This is a genomic window from Devosia sp. 67-54, from assembly GCF_001899075.1.
Lineage (GTDB): Bacteria > Pseudomonadota > Alphaproteobacteria > Rhizobiales > Devosiaceae > Devosia_A.
Genome location: NZ_MKVA01000001.1, coordinates 120,282 through 134,916, shown reverse-complemented (window position 1 = coordinate 134,916; position 14,635 = coordinate 120,282). Strand labels below are relative to the sequence as shown.

Below are 14,635 nucleotides of genomic sequence, written 5' to 3'. Positions count from 1 at the left end.
CCCTCTATTCAGCGGCTTGGGCGGCATCGGGCCGCGCCAGCGCAATCAGTTCGCCCATGTGGGCGTCGATGTAGTCACGCGCAAAGGCCATACAAGTGCGGCCGTAGTCGATAATCCAGCGATCCGCCGGTTGCGAATGGTTGGATTTGAGACGGTCGAGCTCGGCGATGGCGGCGTCGAGGGAGGCGAGTCGCTCCCTCAGCCGGACCTGGACGAGAGACTGCGGAAGTTCGGATGCAAACCGCGCGAACAGCAGGAATTCGCTGCGGTATTCGTCTTCCCCGAGCTGCTCGAACAGCGAGTTGATGAACTCGCGCCGCCCCAGCGGGGTGATCGAATAGATCTTCTTGGCCGGCTTGCCGTCCTGCTGTTCGACCTTGGAGGTCACCAGCCTGTCGGCTTCCAGCTTCTGCAGCGCCGGATAGATGGCGCCGTAGCTGGCGTCGACGAAATAGCAATACTCGCCCTCCGTCGACAGCTTGCGGATTTCGTATCCGGTCGCGTCGGCGTCGTAGAGGATGGCGAGACAGATGGTACGGACGTTCATGCACTATACTCGTCGGGCATATGCTGGGCCAGAATATGACGGCCCTATATACGCACACGCGAGTGCCTGCAATCCGCTCCCCATGCATGTAAGCCATGCGCAGTTAACGGAGGTTTGCGCCGCTACCAGCGATAACCGGACAGACTGTCAGGCTGGCTTCAACAGACTGTCAGGTCGGTTTCAGCAGCCGGCGCATCTCCGCCGCGCCGCGTTGCGCCAGATCCGGGGACGCGGCGGCGATGAAGAAGGGGTTCAGGTTGTCGCCGCCCTTGCCGTAAGCGAGGGGGGTTCCGTCGAGGCAAAGCACTGATCCGCCAGCAGCTTCCAGGATCGCCTGGCCGGCCGCCGTGTCCCATTCCGAGGTCGGCGTGAAGCGGGGATAGAGCTGCGCCTCGCCCTTCGCCACGAGGCAGAACTTCAGCGACGATCCGACCGAGACATCCTCGACCACCTGGAACGTCTGGCAGAAGCCCTCCAGCGCCCCGTGTCCGTGCGAGCGCGACGCCACCACCTTCATCGGTCCGTCGGTGCTGGTGCGCAGCTTTTCGCGCTCGTCGCGCCCGGTGATTTCGTAGGCGCCATCGGGACTTGCGACGAATGTCGCGCCGGTCGCCGGGGCCACCACCACCCCATGTGTCGGCCGCCCGCCTTCGCACAGCGCGATGTTGACCGTGAACTCGCCGTTGCGCTTCAGGAACTCCTTGGTGCCGTCGAGCGGATCGACCACGAAGAAGCGGTTTCCCAGTCTCGGCACGATGCCCGCCGCGACGCTCTCTTCGGCCAGTATCGGCAGGTCCGTGGACATCAGGTGCTCGAGGATGATGTTTTCGGCGCGCTGGTCGGCGACTGTCACCGGCGATCCATCGGCCTTCGAAACATGTTCGAAATCAGATAGATAGACCTCCATGATGGCGGTCGAGGCGGCGCGCGCGGCGGTGAGCATCAGCTCGAGCATGGGCGTGGACATGCGTGCCGTTTAGGAGCCCGCCGCGGTCGTGTCTATGGACATTCGCGCGCCGGCCGTATTGATGTCCCATGACCCTCGCCGACGCCGCCCTCCTCGATCGCAACGACCCGCTGGCGCCCTGCCGTGAGCGCTTTTCCCTGCCGGAAAACGCCCTTTATCTCGACGGCAATTCCCTCGGGGCGCTGCCCAGGGCGGTGCCGGCGCGGATGGCGCAGATGGTCGCCGAGGAGTGGGGCCGCGACCTCATCACCAGCTGGAACGTCCACGACTGGATCGACCTGCCGCGGCGGACCGGGGACAAGCTGGCGCCGCTGATCGGCGCCGAGCCCGGCAGCGTGATCGTCGCCGATTCCACGTCCGTCAATCTTTTCAAGCTGTTGGCCGTCGCTCTTGAGAAGCGGCCGGAACGGCGCGTGATCCTCACCGAGCGGGGAAATTTCCCCACCGACCTCTATATCGCCGAGGGTGTCGCCCGTTTCACCAGCTGCGACGTGGTGGCGGGCGATCCGAACCAGGTCGACGAGCGCACCGCGGTCGTCCTCGTCACCGAGGTCAACTACCGCACCGGCGCCCGCCACGACATGGCGGCCCTGACCCGCCGCGCCCACGCCGCCGGCGCCCTAACCCTCTGGGATCTCTGCCATTCCGCCGGCGCCGTGCCGGTCGATCTGGCGGCCGCCGGCGCCGATTTCGCCGTCGGCTGCGGCTACAAATTCCTCAATGGCGGCCCCGGCGCCCCCGCCTTCGCCTACGTCGCCCCCCGCCACCAGGACGGCCTGCGGCAGCCGCTACAAGGCTGGCTCGGCCACGCCGCGCCGTTCGAGTTTTCCCCGGACTACCGGCCGGGCAAGGGCGTCGACGCGCTGCGCGCCGGCACGCCGCCAATCCTGTCGATGGCGGCCCTCGATGCGGCGCTCGACGCCTTTGCCGGCGTCGACATGGCCGCCGTCAAACGCAAGGCCGACGCACTGTTCGACCTGTTCGCCGACGAGATCGGCCGCCGCGCCCCGGAGCTCGAGATCCTCACCCCGCGCGACGCCGCGCAACGCGGCTCGCAGATCAGCCTCCGCCACCCGGAGGCCTATGCGGTGATGCAGGCGCTGATCGCCCGCGGCGTCATCGGCGATTTCCGCCAGCCCGACATCATCCGCCTCGGCCTGACGCCGCTCTACCTGCGCTACCAGGACGTTTATCGCGCCGCCGAAGTGCTGGGCGATGTGATCGCCACGCGGGCCTGGGACCGGCCGGAGTTCAAGCGCAGGGCGAAGGTCGTCTAGAACCGCCCGATCACCCGCTTCACCTTGTCGATAAAGGCCTTGAGGCCGTCCGGGCTGACATTGTTCATGTCGTAGAGCGCGAGGTAGGTCGGGGGAAGCCAGCCGCCGAACGTGACCCAGCCCCAGCGTTTCGCCATGCGGCGCGGCGGATCGCCCATGATCCAGGTGCGGAAGCGGTCGCCGCCATAGGAGGTGACGAACGCCACTTTCCTGATGTGCTTGAGGTTGGGCTTCAGCCGGCCCTTGTCCGGCCCGTCGCCGCCTTCGAGCACGAACGACACGCCCGGCATGAACACACGGTCGAAATAACCCTTGAGGATCGCCGGAAAGCCGTAGTTCCACACCGGATGAACGATGACCAGGCCCTCGGCCGCCATCAGCCGGTCGACATAGGGCTTGAGCTCGGGCGTCACATTGTCCGGCACATCATGATAGTTGAGGCGCCCTTCGCGGCTCATCACGGGGTCGAAACCCTCGGCGTACAGGTCGACCGGATCGACCTCGTGACCCTTGGCCCGCAGCGTTTCGAGAACGGCGTCATAGAGCGCGTGGTTGAAGCTCTCCTCGACCGGATGGGCGTGCAGCACCATGACCCGCATCAGGCGGCTCCGAGCGTCTTCAGGCCCTCGAACAGCCAGGCGCGGCCGGAGTCGAAATCGAAATTCGGATCGTCCCAGGCGATCATCTTGCCGGGGTTGAGGATGCCCTTGGGGTCGGCCTGCTTCTTGAACTCGAGCTGGTTACGGTCGGTCTTTTTCATGCCGCCTTCCTCGAGGGTGTAGCGGTGCGGGTTGAACACGAGGCAGCCATTGGCCTCGTGCAGCCGGATGATCTCCTCCAGCCGCGCCTCGGTGGTGTAGCGCACGATCGGCAGCCCGGCGAAGACGATGTTGCCGTCGAAGCGGTTCATCTCGAGATGCATCGGCATCTCGTCGCCGAACAGCTCGACCGCCCAGCGCACATGCTCGAGGTCGGGGTATTGCGTCTGCAGATAGGTGATGCCGGGGTCGAGCTTCAGCCCGCGCAGCGTGGTGTGGTTCCAGGCAAGCTCATAGATCGGCGGCAGCTTCTTTTTTTCGTCCTCGGGCAGGGTATCGGTGCGCACCAGCAGGTCGCCCTTGTGGAAGGCGATGAGGTCCATCAGCGCCGGCACCGAAGCGGGCGCCACCATCAGCAGCACCACCGACTGGTCGCGGTGCTTGATGTAGGGGCGGTGGCGGTTGAACCAGTCGTAGGGGACCGGTGCCGCGACCGGCGAGATTTCCTTGAGCAGCAGCCCGTCCTGGCGGGCGCATTGCTCGCCGAAGGCGCAGGCCGCCATGATCGAGTCGAAGCCGACCATGACGTCGACCCAGTCATAGGCGGCCGCCAGCGGGATCTCGGCTTCGACGATGATGCCGTTGGTGCCGTAGGCGTGCGCCACCTTGAGGATGTCAGGACCGACGAGGTCGAGCACGCGCGGCTCGGCCTCGCAGGTGATGACCTTGAGCCCGAGGATATTGCCGAAATTCCTGAGCCCGCCCCAGCGGATGGAGCCGACGCCGCCCGAACCGCCGGCGATGAAGCCGCCCAGCGTCGCCATGCGATAGGTCGAGGGGTGGAAGCGCATCTCGCCGCCGACCGCGGCGCGCGTTTCGTCGTCGAGCTTTTCGAGGATGATGCCGGCCTCGGCGCGCACCCGGTCGCGGTCGATGCGGACGATGCGGGTGAGGCCCGACAGGTCGAGGATCACCCCGCCCGACAGCGGCATGGCCTGGCCGTAATTGCCGGTGCCGGCGCCGCGCGGTGTCACCGGCACGCCGGTGCGGAACGCTGCCGCGAGGACGGTCTTCACCTCGTCCTGCGTGCGTGGCGCCACCACGAGCTGCGCGGTGACATGTTCGAGCTCGGCCTTGAGGCGCGGCGAATACCAGTAATGGTCGCGGCTCTTCTGCAGCACGATCTTGGGATGGTCCTGCACGGGGATGTCGCCGAGCGCGGCGCGGAAGGCGGTCAGGTCCGAAGCGCTAGACAAATCAGGCCTCCATCAAATCGTCGAGTTCGCGATAGTCGGGCAGGGTGGTGTCGATCAGCTCGCCGCGACGCATCACCTGCCGGTCGGCCTGCGGCCGCGACAGCAGCTCGGTCCAGGTGCGGGCGCGGAACATCACGAGGTCGGCCGAGGCACCGGCTGCGAGTTGCGCCGTATAGTCGAAGCCGGCAATTGCCGCCGCATCGTACGCCACCGTGCCGGCCCAGCTCCAGGCTGCGTCCCGCGGGTGGTCGAAATGCAGGATGCGGGCGCCTTCGCGCAGCACCTCCAGCGCATCGAGGTCGCCATAGGCATAGAACGGATCGCGCGTATTGTCGGAGGCGATGGCGACCCTGACGCCGGCGGCGCGTAACTCCTTGAGCAGCGTCACGCCACGGCGCACCGGGGTCGTGCGGCCGTCGGCGTCGCGATCCTGCAGGTACATGTTGCACATCGGCAGCGACACGATGGCGATGCCGGCGCGCGCGACCTTGTCGATGGTGCGCTGCTGCGTCGCCTCGTCCTGCGCGGTCAGCGCGCAGCAATGGCCGGCGGTGACGCGGCCGGTGTAGCCGGTTTCGAGCACCGCCTCGGCGAGGCGTTCGAGCGTGTCGGAGCCTGGATCGCCCGTCTCGTCGGCATGCACGTCGATGTCGAGGCCGGACTCTCCGGCCTTTTCCACCAGCTTCAGCATCGCCTGCTTCGCGCGCGGATCGGACATCACGGCGCCGCCGAGCAGGCCGCCGAACTCCTTCGCCTTGCGCGCCACGGCGTCGAGCTGGGCGGGATCGAGGATGCAGTCGGCATGGATCAGCGCCACTGCCTGCAGCTCGATGCGGCCGCGCCAGGCATCGCGCACCTCGGCGAACAGGTCCCACGAGATCAGTTGCTGTGGCGGGATGGAGTCGAGATGCGTGCGGATCGCCGCGGTGCCGTGGGCGTAGGCGGTGCGCAGCGCGAAATCCATGCGGCGGCCGACATCGGCCTTCGACCACAGGCCGTCGCGGTCGGTCTGCACCGCCAGCAACGCGCCGATCCAGGTGCCGTCGGGATTGGGCTTGCGCGGCCAGATCTGGCCCTTGTCGAGATGCGTGTGCATATCGACGAAGGCGGGCAGCACGAGGCCGCCCTCGAGGTCGCGGCCCGGACCGGGCTGGTGGGGAGTGATGGCGTTGATCAGGCCGTCGGCAACGGCGATGTCGACCCGCTCGAGGCCGCTGCCGGGGCGGCCCAGCATCGCCGATGGTACCGAGGCATTGCGCAGGATTGGCATCAGTTCTCGCGGCGCACGGCGCTCTCGTGCCAGCGATGCAGCACCAGCCAGGAGATGAAGGAGGTGACGCCGAAGATGGCGACGCCCGTGAGCGTCATCAGGATCAGCGCGGCGTAGAGGCGCGGCATGTTGAGCCGGTAGCCCGATTCGAGCAGGCGGAAGGCGAGGCCCGAGCCGGCACCGGCGCTGCCGGCCGCGAATTCGGCGACCACGGCGGCGATCAGCGACAGCCCGCCGCCGATCCTGAGGCCGGTCATGAAATACGGCATCGAGGCGGGAATCTTGAGATAGACGAGCTGTTGCCAGCGGCCGGCGCCGTAGAGGTCGAACAGGTTGAGCAAATTGTGGTCGACGCTCTTCAACCCCTGCACCATGTTGCTGAGGATCGGGAAGAAGGCCACGAGGAAGGCGACGATCAGCAGCGCCGTCTGCGTGTTCGGCGCGTAGATCAGCAGCAGCGGGGCGATGGCGACGATCGGCGTCACCTGCAGGATCACCGCGAACGGAAACAGCGCCAGCTCGATCCATTTCGACTGCACCAGCACGATGGCGAGGCCGACGCCGCCGATCAGGGCCAGGATCAGCGCCTCGAAGGTGATCGACAGAGTGACCCAGAGCGAGGGCAGCAGCGTCGGCCAGTCGGTCAGCAGTGCTCCGCCGACGTCGACCGGGCTGGGCAGGATGTATTTCGGCGTGCCGCTCAGCACCACATAGAGCTGCCAGATCGCGATCGCGATCAGCAGCATGCCGACGGGGACGAGCACGCGGGCGACCTGTTCACCCACCGGCGTCGAGGGCGGCGCGATCACCGTATTGGCGTCGGTGCCCAGATTGGTGTCGACGGCTTCGGCCATCAGTGGCTCCCTCCGCCGGCGTGGATGGCGTCCTGCAACGCCTTGCTGACCAGCGCGGTGGTGGCGCGGTACTCCTCGGAGGTGCGGTACGCCTCGCTGCGCGCCGTGGAGGTAGCAAGCGGCAGATCGGCATAGACCTGACCGGGCCGCGAGCGCATCACCACGATGCGGCTGCTGAGATAGGCGCTCTCGAACACCGAATGGGTGACGAAGATCACCGTGACGCCCGACTGGCGCCAGAGTTTCAGCACGTCGTCGTTGAGCTTCTGCCGGGTGATCTCGTCGAGCGCGGCAAACGGCTCGTCCATCAGCAGCAGCTTCGGCTTGGTGACAAGGGCGCGGGCGATGGAGACGCGCATCTTCATGCCGCCCGACAATTCGCGCGGATAGGCCTCGGCGAAATCGGCGAGGCCGACGGTCGCCAGCGTCTCCATGATGCGCGGGCGCGCCACGTCCTTGCCGACGCCCTGCAGCTTGAGCGGCAGGTAGACATTGCCGAACACCGTGGCCCACGGCATCAGCGTCGGATCCTGGAAGACGAAGCCGATGTCGCCCTGCGGCAGCCCCTTGGCATTGATGGTCGAGGACGGCCAGTCGATGCGGCCGGAGGAGGGAGCGCCCAGCCCCGCGATGATCCGGAGCGCCGTCGACTTGCCGCAGCCCGACGGGCCGAGCAGGCTGAGGAACTCGCCACGCTCGACGGTCAGCGACATGTCGGACAGCGCCAGCGTGCCGTTGGAGAACACCTTCGATACGCCATGCATGGCGACGACAGGACGGTTGGGTGCCGCTGCCGTCCGGGCTGCCATGGAAGGGGAGCTGTCGGTCAGGGTCAAGTCGCTGTTTCCGGAACAAGGGGAAGCGCGCCATACGCGCGCCTCCCGGGTCAAACGCAGGTCTGCCTTAGCGGCAGCCTTACTTCTTGACGAGGTCCATGCCCACGCCTTTGCACACGAACTGCGTGGTGTAGGCCTTCTTGTAGTCGATCGAGCCGTCGACCAGCTTGAGCCCGACCAGCATGTCGAAGAACGATTTCTGCCGGTCGTCGGTCATGCAGCCGATGCCCTTGGTCTCGGCGTCGCCGGAGACGAGGATGCCGTGGTCCTTCATCTGCTTGAGCGTGAAGGCGAGCTGCTCGTCCGTCATCTCGGGATTGTCTTTCTTGATCAGGTCGTTGGCGGCCTTGTTGTCGCCGTAGAGGTAATTGTACCAGCCGATGATCGAGGCATCGACGAAGCGCTGCACCAGATCGGCCTTCTCGGCGACGTTCTTGGTGGTGGTCTCGATGGTGGTCGAGTAGGGCGCATAGCCGTTGTCGGCGAACAGGAAGACGTTGGGCGCCTCGCCCATCGCCTTTTCCACCGCCAGCGGCTCGGAGGTGACGTAGCCCTGCTGCGCCGACATCTTGTCGGCGATGAACGGCGCCGGGTTGAAGGTGTAGGGCTTGTACTGCTCGTCCTTGAAGCCGGGGAAGTTTGCTTTCATCCACACGAAGTCGGTGACGAAGATGTCCTTGCCCATGAAGATGGTGTCGGCCTTGGCGATGTCGGCGAAGGTATCCATGCCGACGCCCTTGTGCGTCATCAGGATCTGCGGGTCCTTCTGGAACATGGCGGCGACGTTGATCACCGGGATGCCCTGCTTGATGTCGTCGTAGAGGCTGAACTGGCCGCCCATGTAGAAGTCGATCTTGCCCGAGATCAGCAGCGCCTCGTTGGCCGCCTGCGGGCCGCCCTGGACGATCGTCACGTCGAGGCCGTACTTCTGGTAGGTGCCGTCGGCCACCGCCTGGTAGAAGCCGCCATGCTCGCCTTCGGCCAGCCAGTTGGTACCGAAGCTGACCTTGTCGAGCGCCAGCGCCGGCGCGGCTCCGGCGAGCGCGAGCAGCGCGCTGGCCACGAGCAGTCTGGATGTGAGTTGCATTCGGTGGTCTCCCTGTTTCCCCTGAGATTCCCGGTATCCGGCCGCATCATCGCTGACGCTCGAGGCCCCGGAGGATGCTGTGGACGGCATCTTGGGATCGATTAAGATCGCGCGCCTGCCAAAAAGAAAAGCCCAAAATGGCGTCACTTCGCCGGTTGCTCAGAAACTGGGCGGGCTGGTTCGCTTTGGGGCTGGCAAACGCCCGGCTTTGCCGGTTAGCTGGGCATCACTGAGGTTCGATATGCACACCCCGCTTTCTCCCACCACCATCCATCCGCCCTTCTCGGCCTACAGCAACGGCGTCGAGGTGCCCGCCGGCCAGAGGCTGGTGTTGTGTTCGGGCCAGCTCGGCATCGCCAAGGACGGCAGCGTTCCCGCGGGCACCGCCGAACAGACTGAGCTCTGCTTCGACAACATCGCCGCGATCCTCGCCGAATCGGGGCTCGGGCTCGAGCACGTGGTGCGCATCAACGCGTTCGTCACCGCCCGCGAGCATCTGCGGCCCTATATGGACGTGCGCAACAGGCGCTTCAGCCCGCCCTTTCCGGCCTCGACGCTGATGATCGTCTCCGGCTTCGCCCGGCCCGAATTCGCGGTGGAAGTCGAAGTCGTGGCCGCCGGCCCCGCGGGAGCAGCCTGACATGGCGCGCAGGATCTGGTGGACCGACTACGCGGCGCGCGAATACGCCGACATCGACCCCCAAAAGACCATCGCCGTCCTGCCCATCGCCGCGGTGGAGCAGCACGGCCCGCATCTGCCGGTGGGCGTCGATTCCATCCTCAATCGCGGCTGCCTCGACCTGCTGATCGAGCGCGCCCCCGCCGACCTCGACCTCCGCATCCTGCCGGTGCAGCAGGTGGGCAAATCCAACGAGCACATCTGGGCCACCGGCACCGCGACCCATACGGCGCACACGCTGATCGACGCCTGGTACGAGCTCGGCGCCGCGGTGGCACGCGCCGGCGTCCGCAAGCTCGTCTTCATCAATTCGCACGGCGGCAACGAGGAGATCATGGGCATCGTCGCCCGCGAATTGCGGGTGCGCGAGGCCATGCTGGTGGTCAAGACCGGCTGGACCCGCTTCCAGCCGCCCGACGGCATGCTGACCGATGTGGAGAAACGCCACGGCATCCATGCCGGCGATCTCGAAACCTCGCTGATGCTGCATTTCCGGCCCGACCTCGTGCATATGGACCGGCTCGAGGATTTCCGCTCGATCGCCGCCCGCGACGAGCAGCAGTTCAAATATCTGCGGCCGACCGGCACGCACGCTTATGCCTGGATTGCCTCCGACCTCAACCCGGCGGGAGCGGTGGGCAACGCCGCCAACGCCACCGCCGAGCGCGGCCGGATTTTCGCCGACGCCGAGGTGGCGGGGATGCTCGAATTGCTGCGCGAGGTGGAGGCGTTCCCGCTGCCCGCGCCGTTCCGGCCGCCCAACCCCGCGCCGTAAGGTCGCGGAACCAACGCTCGGGGCGCAAGTTTCCCGGAGGCGTCCAGCAGGACTCCCGGAAAGCAAAGTGAAGCGAAACCCAGAACTGGCCCAGGCGGTGCGGGCCACGGCGTATTTCCTGTGGGAACAGGACGGCCGGCCCGAAGGCCGTAGTTTCGACTATTGGCTGCGCGCCAAGGAAATCCACCTGCGCCAGCTCGCCTATGACCGCTGGCTGGCCGAGGGCAGCCCGCAGGGACGCGATTTCGACATCTGGGTCGAAGCATCGAAGGAAATCGACGAGGAGAACGGCGGCTAGCGCTTGAGGCCGCTGGCCTCGACCATGCGCGCGATCTCGCTCTCGATCGGCACGCTCGGTCGCCAGCCGGTGGCCTCGGTGAAGGCGCTGCTGTCGATGCGCAGCGATCCCGCCAGCCGCTCGACCTCGGCGCTGCGCCCGGTGATCCTGCCGGCGGCAAACAGCAGCGATGGCGGGAACGGCCAGAGATTGGGCACCCGGCCCAGCGCCCGCGCGATCAGCCGGATCAGCTCGGGCGTCGACAGATCGTGCTGGTCGGAGACGAGGAAGGTGCGGCCCCTGGCGCGCGGATGTTCCGCCGCGGTGACGATGGCCGACACCAGATTGCCCAGTCCGATCATGCTGCGCTGGTTGTCGACCGAGGCGAGCGGCAGCGGAATGCCACGGGCGATGATTCGCATCAGCCGCGCGACATTGCCCTTGACGTAAGGGCCATAGACCAGCGGCGGCCTGAGGATCACCAGCTCCAGGTCGCTGCTGCGGGCAAAGCCCTGCAGCTTCTGCTCGGCCTCCCATTTGGTGCGGCCGTAATCGTCGACCGGCGCCGGCTCGTCCGCTTCGGTGAAGCGCTGCTCGAAATTGCGCTTGCCGTTGACCCCGATCGACGAGATGTAGACGAAGCGCCGGACGCCGGCGGCGATGGCCGCACGCGCGATGCGCTCGGTGCCCGCGACATTGATGTGCCGATAGGCCTCGAGCGGGTTGGTCTCGGCGTCGTTGAGCACGTGCGCCCGCGCCGCCGCATGCACCAGCACGTCGACGCCGCGCAGGGCCTCCTTGAGGTCGGTGGCGATGGCGAGGTCGCCCACCACCCGCGCGTCGACCAGCGGGCTGATCGAGGCCGGTTGCAGCCTAAACAGCGCCCGGCACACATGGCTGGCGCTGCCGGCAAGCTCGTCCACCAGGGCGCTGCCGACGAAGCCGCTGGCGCCGCTTACCGCAATCAGGTTTGGATTGCTGGCCAAGGCCGTTCCTCCGGCGGCCGAACTTCGCATGGCCGCAAACTGCTATATTCCCTTGTCAATCCGGTATGGAATAGGGTGCGCCGCGCTGGCGCAACCCGCGCGCTATACAAGTGATGTCCTGGGGCGGTCGGCACCTTCAATGCTTGAGCAGTTTCGAGATCGCCTCAACCGCGTGCCGCGGCGCTGGAAAAGCCTGATCCTCGTGGCCTTCGACGCGGTGGCGCTGATTGCCGTGCTGTGGCTCAGCTACCAGTTGCGCCTCGGCGGCACCTTCCAGCCGACGCCAGCGCAATGGGTGCTGATCCTGCTGGCGCCGGCGGTGGCGCTGCCGATCTTCCTGCGGCTTGGCCTGTATCGCGCCGTGATCCGCTACCTGCCCGAGCGGGCGATCTGGACCATGGTCGGCGCCATGCTGCTCGCCACCATCGCCTGGGTGTTCGTGCTGTTCATCGCCGAGGTGACGCGCATGGCAGTACTGCCGCGCACCGTGCCGATCTTCTATTTCCTGCTCGGCACCATCGTCGTTTCCGGCTCGCGCTTTGCCGCCAAATACATCCTCTATCCGGCGCGCGGCGGCCCGGCCGGCCGCCCGATCGTGGTCTATGGCGCCGGCGATGCCGGCCGGCAATTGGCGGCGACGCTCAGCGGGCAGGGCGACGCCTATGTCGTCGCCTTCCTCGACGACGACCGCAATCTGCAGGGCCGCGACGTCTCGGGCATCCGCGTGCACGCGCCGGCCAGCCTGCCGACGCTGATCACCGATTTCGGCGTCAAGGAGATCGTGCTTTCGATGGCCTCGCTCGAGCCGGCGCGGCGGCAGGCCATCTACACCGAGCTGAGCCGCTTCCCGGTGAAGGTGCGCACGCTGCCCTCGCTGCGCGAGATCGCCTCGGGCAAATACCAGGTCAACCAGCTTCGCGAGATCGACATCGACGACCTGCTCGGCCGCTCTTCGGTGCCGGCCGATCCCGAGCTGTTGCAGCAGATGATCGCCGGCCGCACCATCCTGGTCTCGGGCGGCGGCGGCTCGATCGGCTCCGAGCTCTGCCGCATCATCGCCCGGCTCGAGCCCAAGGCGCTGGTGATCCTCGAAGCCAACGAGTTCGCGCTGTACCAGATCGAGCGGGCGTTGAGCCGCGACCCGGCGCTCAGGGTGGTGCCGGTCCTGGGCTCGGTGACCGACGAGGCGCTGGTGCGGCGCACCCTGCGCGAGCAGGGCGTCGAGGTGGTGTTTCATGCCGCCGCGCACAAGCATGTGCCGCTGCTCGAGGCCAACGTGCTCGAGGGGGTGCGCAACAATGTGTTCGGCACGCGCACTTTGGTGCGCTGCGCCTTCGAGGCCGGCGTGCGCGATTTCGTGCTGATCTCGAGCGACAAGGCGGTGCGGCCGACCAACGTGATGGGCGCCACCAAGCGCTGGGCCGAGCTCGTCACCCGGCAGTTCGGCGACCGCGCCGCGGCCGAGCGCGACGGGCAGCGCTTTTCCGCGGTGCGCTTCGGCAACGTGCTCGGCTCCAACGGTTCGGTGGTTCCGCTGTTCCGCGAGCAGATCGCCAATGGCGGGCCGGTGACGCTGACCGACGAGCGCATGACGCGCTATTTCATGTCCATCCACGAGGCGGCCGAACTGATCGTGCAGGCCGGCGCGCTGTCGGAGGGCGGCGACATCTTCCTGCTGGAGATGGGCCAGCCGGTGAAGATCCGCGACCTCGCCGAGAATATGATCCGGCTGGCGGGGCTGTCGCTGCGCACGCCGCAGGAGCCGGCCGGCGACGTCGAGATCAGCGTCACCGGCATCCGGCCGGGCGAGAAGCTTTATGAAGAGCTGTTCTACGACGAGACGCAGGCGACGCGTACCAAACAGCCGAAAATCCTGCGCGCCAAGATGGCGCGGCGCAGCAATTTCGATCTCGACGCCGCGCTGGCCCAGTTGCAGGCCGCGATGGACGCCGCGGATGAAGCCGAGGTCCGCCGCATCCTGTTCGACGTGATCGAGCAGAGCGCCAGCTAGGCCTGCCGTTCGGGCGCCCCGGCGCCGGCGGCAAGAGCGATGGCGCCGAGCGGCAGGTAGGCCAGAGCGACAGCCGGCCACATCCAGCCGGGCTGCGCGCTGAGCCAGGCGAGGGGCAGCAGCCAGACGACATTGACGCCGATGAAGGCCAGGGTGACGCGGCGATGCGATTGCCAGCGCCGCGACAGCGCCTGATAGGCGTGACGCCGATGCGCCTCGAACACCCGCTCGCGCCGCAGCAGCCGGCGGAACAGCGTGACCGTCGCATCGGTGACGAAGGCGGCGGCAAGGATCGACCATTGCGCCAGCGACAGCGTGCCTTCGGCGATGCTGACGAGCCCGCAAAGCACCAGCATGAAGCCGAGCCAGGTGCTGCCGGCGTCGCCCATGAAGATCTTCGCCGGCGGCCAGTTGAGGACGAGGAAGCCGGCGGTGGCGGCGGCGACGGCCAGCAGCATCCAGAACGGAGCAGCGACCGCCGCGTCCGGATCGGCGAGCAGCATCAGCAGCGCCGCGGCGCAACTCATGAAGATCGCCTCGGACCCAGCGATGCCGTCGATGCCGTCCATGAAGTTGAAGAGATTGATCCAGTACACGGCGACCACCAGCGCCATCGCGCCGACGAGCAGCGCCGGGAGCGGCAGTCCCGTCGCGCGGGCGAGGCCATCGAGCGGCACCGCCAGCACCAGGGTGAGCGCGACGAGCAGCAGTTGCGCGGTGAGGCGGAGACGCGCCGGCAGCGGCGTGCGGTCGTCGAGAAAGCCGATGGCGGCAACGGCGAGGGCGCAGGCGACGCCAAGCCCCAGCGGCCAGCGATCCGGCAGCACCAGCACCAGGGTGGCGAGTGTGCCGCCGGCCACGATGCCGACGCCGCCGCCGCTGGGGGTCGGCACCGTGTGCGACGACCGCTCGTTCGGCGCCTGGATGGTGCCGAGACGGCGCGCATTGGCGCGGATCAGCGCCGTCACCGCAAAGGCGGTGACGGCAGCGAGCAGCAGGAGCGCAAGGCGCAGGAGGAGCATGTCCCGCCTTTTACGGGCGGCGCCCCGCCTTCA

Annotated in this window: 15 protein-coding genes; 5 read left to right on the top strand and 10 right to left on the bottom strand. The window is 67.2% G+C overall.

Translation table 11 applies throughout. The features are described 5' to 3' along the window. Positions 1-4: 4 nt before the first annotated feature. The gene (locus tag BGO82_RS00630; RefSeq protein ID WP_291303598.1) at positions 5-547 is read right to left on the bottom strand and encodes a PadR family transcriptional regulator; all 543 of its coding nucleotides are present in this window, start codon (positions 545-547) and stop codon (positions 5-7) included. A gap of 169 nt (positions 548-716) precedes the next feature. Beyond that, positions 717-1,514: a 3'(2'),5'-bisphosphate nucleotidase CysQ gene (gene cysQ / locus BGO82_RS00625; protein ID WP_291303597.1), complete on the bottom strand. Its 798-nt coding sequence runs from the start codon at positions 1,512-1,514 to the stop codon at positions 717-719. A 68-nt stretch (positions 1,515-1,582) separates the two neighbouring features. Between cysQ and kynU the strand changes: the two genes are divergently transcribed. After that, complete coding sequence (kynU, locus tag BGO82_RS00620; RefSeq protein WP_291303596.1) at positions 1,583-2,791, top strand: kynureninase; 1,209 nt, start codon at positions 1,583-1,585, stop codon at positions 2,789-2,791. On the opposite strand, the gene BGO82_RS00615 is transcribed toward kynU, so the two are convergent. The 6 genes from BGO82_RS00615 to BGO82_RS00590 all read right to left on the bottom strand — a co-directional run bounded on the left by BGO82_RS00615 (position 2,788) and on the right by BGO82_RS00590 (position 8,852). Further along, positions 2,788-3,390, bottom strand: a complete 603-nt coding sequence (locus tag BGO82_RS00615) for an NAD(P)H-dependent oxidoreductase (protein ID WP_291303595.1) — start codon at positions 3,388-3,390, stop codon at positions 2,788-2,790. The genes kynU and BGO82_RS00615 overlap by 4 nt on opposite strands. Next, positions 3,390-4,805, bottom strand: coding sequence for an FAD-binding oxidoreductase (locus BGO82_RS00610; protein ID WP_291303594.1), 1,416 nt, complete (start codon positions 4,803-4,805; stop codon positions 3,390-3,392). The genes BGO82_RS00615 and BGO82_RS00610 overlap by 1 nt, the downstream gene beginning before the upstream one ends. A 1-nt stretch (position 4,806) precedes the next feature. Continuing rightward, positions 4,807-6,075 (bottom strand): cytosine deaminase, encoded by a 1,269-nt coding sequence (locus tag BGO82_RS00605; protein WP_291303593.1) that lies wholly within the window; start codon positions 6,073-6,075, stop codon positions 4,807-4,809. Next, the gene (locus BGO82_RS00600; RefSeq protein ID WP_291303592.1) at positions 6,075-6,929 is read right to left on the bottom strand and encodes an ABC transporter permease; all 855 of its coding nucleotides are present in this window, start codon (positions 6,927-6,929) and stop codon (positions 6,075-6,077) included. The genes BGO82_RS00605 and BGO82_RS00600 overlap by 1 nt, the downstream gene beginning before the upstream one ends. After that, entirely contained in the window at positions 6,929-7,738 is an 810-nt protein-coding gene (locus BGO82_RS00595; RefSeq protein ID WP_291303591.1) for an ABC transporter ATP-binding protein, read from the bottom strand. The genes BGO82_RS00600 and BGO82_RS00595 overlap by 1 nt, the downstream gene beginning before the upstream one ends. A 106-nt stretch (positions 7,739-7,844) precedes the next feature. Then, positions 7,845-8,852 carry an ABC transporter substrate-binding protein gene (locus tag BGO82_RS00590; protein ID WP_291303590.1) on the bottom strand — a complete coding sequence of 336 codons (1,008 nt, stop codon included), beginning with the start codon at positions 8,850-8,852 and terminating at the stop codon, positions 7,845-7,847. Between the two features lie 241 nt (positions 8,853-9,093). On the opposite strand from BGO82_RS00590, the gene BGO82_RS00585 reads away from it, so the two are divergent. The 3 genes from BGO82_RS00585 (at position 9,094) to BGO82_RS00575 (ending at position 10,604) form a co-directional block, all read left to right on the top strand. After that, positions 9,094-9,492, top strand: a complete 399-nt coding sequence (locus tag BGO82_RS00585) for a RidA family protein (RefSeq protein ID WP_291303617.1) — start codon at positions 9,094-9,096, stop codon at positions 9,490-9,492. Between the two features lies 1 nt (position 9,493). Next, the gene (locus BGO82_RS00580) at positions 9,494-10,306 is read left to right on the top strand and encodes a creatininase family protein (RefSeq protein ID WP_291303589.1); all 813 of its coding nucleotides are present in this window, start codon (positions 9,494-9,496) and stop codon (positions 10,304-10,306) included. Positions 10,307-10,373: 67 nt separating this feature from the next. Next, the gene (locus BGO82_RS00575; RefSeq protein WP_291303588.1) at positions 10,374-10,604 is read left to right on the top strand and encodes a DUF2934 domain-containing protein; all 231 of its coding nucleotides are present in this window, start codon (positions 10,374-10,376) and stop codon (positions 10,602-10,604) included. Here the strand turns inward: BGO82_RS00575 and BGO82_RS00570 are convergent. Beyond that, positions 10,601-11,569, bottom strand: a complete 969-nt coding sequence (locus tag BGO82_RS00570; protein ID WP_291303587.1) for an NAD-dependent epimerase/dehydratase family protein — start codon at positions 11,567-11,569, stop codon at positions 10,601-10,603. The two genes, BGO82_RS00575 and BGO82_RS00570, sit on opposite strands and share 4 nt — an antisense overlap. 139 nt (positions 11,570-11,708) lie before the next feature. Here BGO82_RS00570 and BGO82_RS00565 point away from each other — a divergent pair, with 139 nt between their 5' ends. After that, complete coding sequence (locus tag BGO82_RS00565; RefSeq protein WP_291303586.1) at positions 11,709-13,580, top strand: nucleoside-diphosphate sugar epimerase/dehydratase; 1,872 nt, start codon at positions 11,709-11,711, stop codon at positions 13,578-13,580. Here the strand turns inward: BGO82_RS00565 and BGO82_RS00560 are convergent. Continuing rightward, positions 13,577-14,602 carry a hypothetical protein gene (locus BGO82_RS00560; protein ID WP_291303585.1) on the bottom strand — a complete coding sequence of 342 codons (1,026 nt, stop codon included), beginning with the start codon at positions 14,600-14,602 and terminating at the stop codon, positions 13,577-13,579. The genes BGO82_RS00565 and BGO82_RS00560 overlap by 4 nt on opposite strands. Positions 14,603-14,635 lie beyond the last annotated feature (33 nt).

Coding starts and splice junctions, on each gene's coding strand:
- BGO82_RS00600 (WP_291303592.1), bottom strand. CDS start 6,929: ATGGCCGAAGCCGTCGACACCAATCTGGGCACCGACGCCAATACGGTG.
- BGO82_RS00565 (WP_291303586.1), top strand. CDS start 11,709: ATGCTTGAGCAGTTTCGAGATCGCCTCAACCGCGTGCCGCGGCGCTGG.
- BGO82_RS00595 (WP_291303591.1), bottom strand. CDS start 7,738: ATGGCAGCCCGGACGGCAGCGGCACCCAACCGTCCTGTCGTCGCCATG.
- BGO82_RS00605 (WP_291303593.1), bottom strand. CDS start 6,075: ATGCCAATCCTGCGCAATGCCTCGGTACCATCGGCGATGCTGGGCCGC.
- kynU (WP_291303596.1), top strand. CDS start 1,583: ATGACCCTCGCCGACGCCGCCCTCCTCGATCGCAACGACCCGCTGGCG.
- BGO82_RS00630 (WP_291303598.1), bottom strand. CDS start 547: ATGAACGTCCGTACCATCTGTCTCGCCATCCTCTACGACGCCGACGCG.
- cysQ (WP_291303597.1), bottom strand. CDS start 1,514: ATGTCCACGCCCATGCTCGAGCTGATGCTCACCGCCGCGCGCGCCGCC.
- BGO82_RS00615 (WP_291303595.1), bottom strand. CDS start 3,390: ATGCGGGTCATGGTGCTGCACGCCCATCCGGTCGAGGAGAGCTTCAAC.
- BGO82_RS00560 (WP_291303585.1), bottom strand. CDS start 14,602: ATGCTCCTCCTGCGCCTTGCGCTCCTGCTGCTCGCTGCCGTCACCGCC.
- BGO82_RS00580 (WP_291303589.1), top strand. CDS start 9,494: ATGGCGCGCAGGATCTGGTGGACCGACTACGCGGCGCGCGAATACGCC.
- BGO82_RS00585 (WP_291303617.1), top strand. CDS start 9,094: ATGCACACCCCGCTTTCTCCCACCACCATCCATCCGCCCTTCTCGGCC.
- BGO82_RS00590 (WP_291303590.1), bottom strand. CDS start 8,852: ATGCAACTCACATCCAGACTGCTCGTGGCCAGCGCGCTGCTCGCGCTC.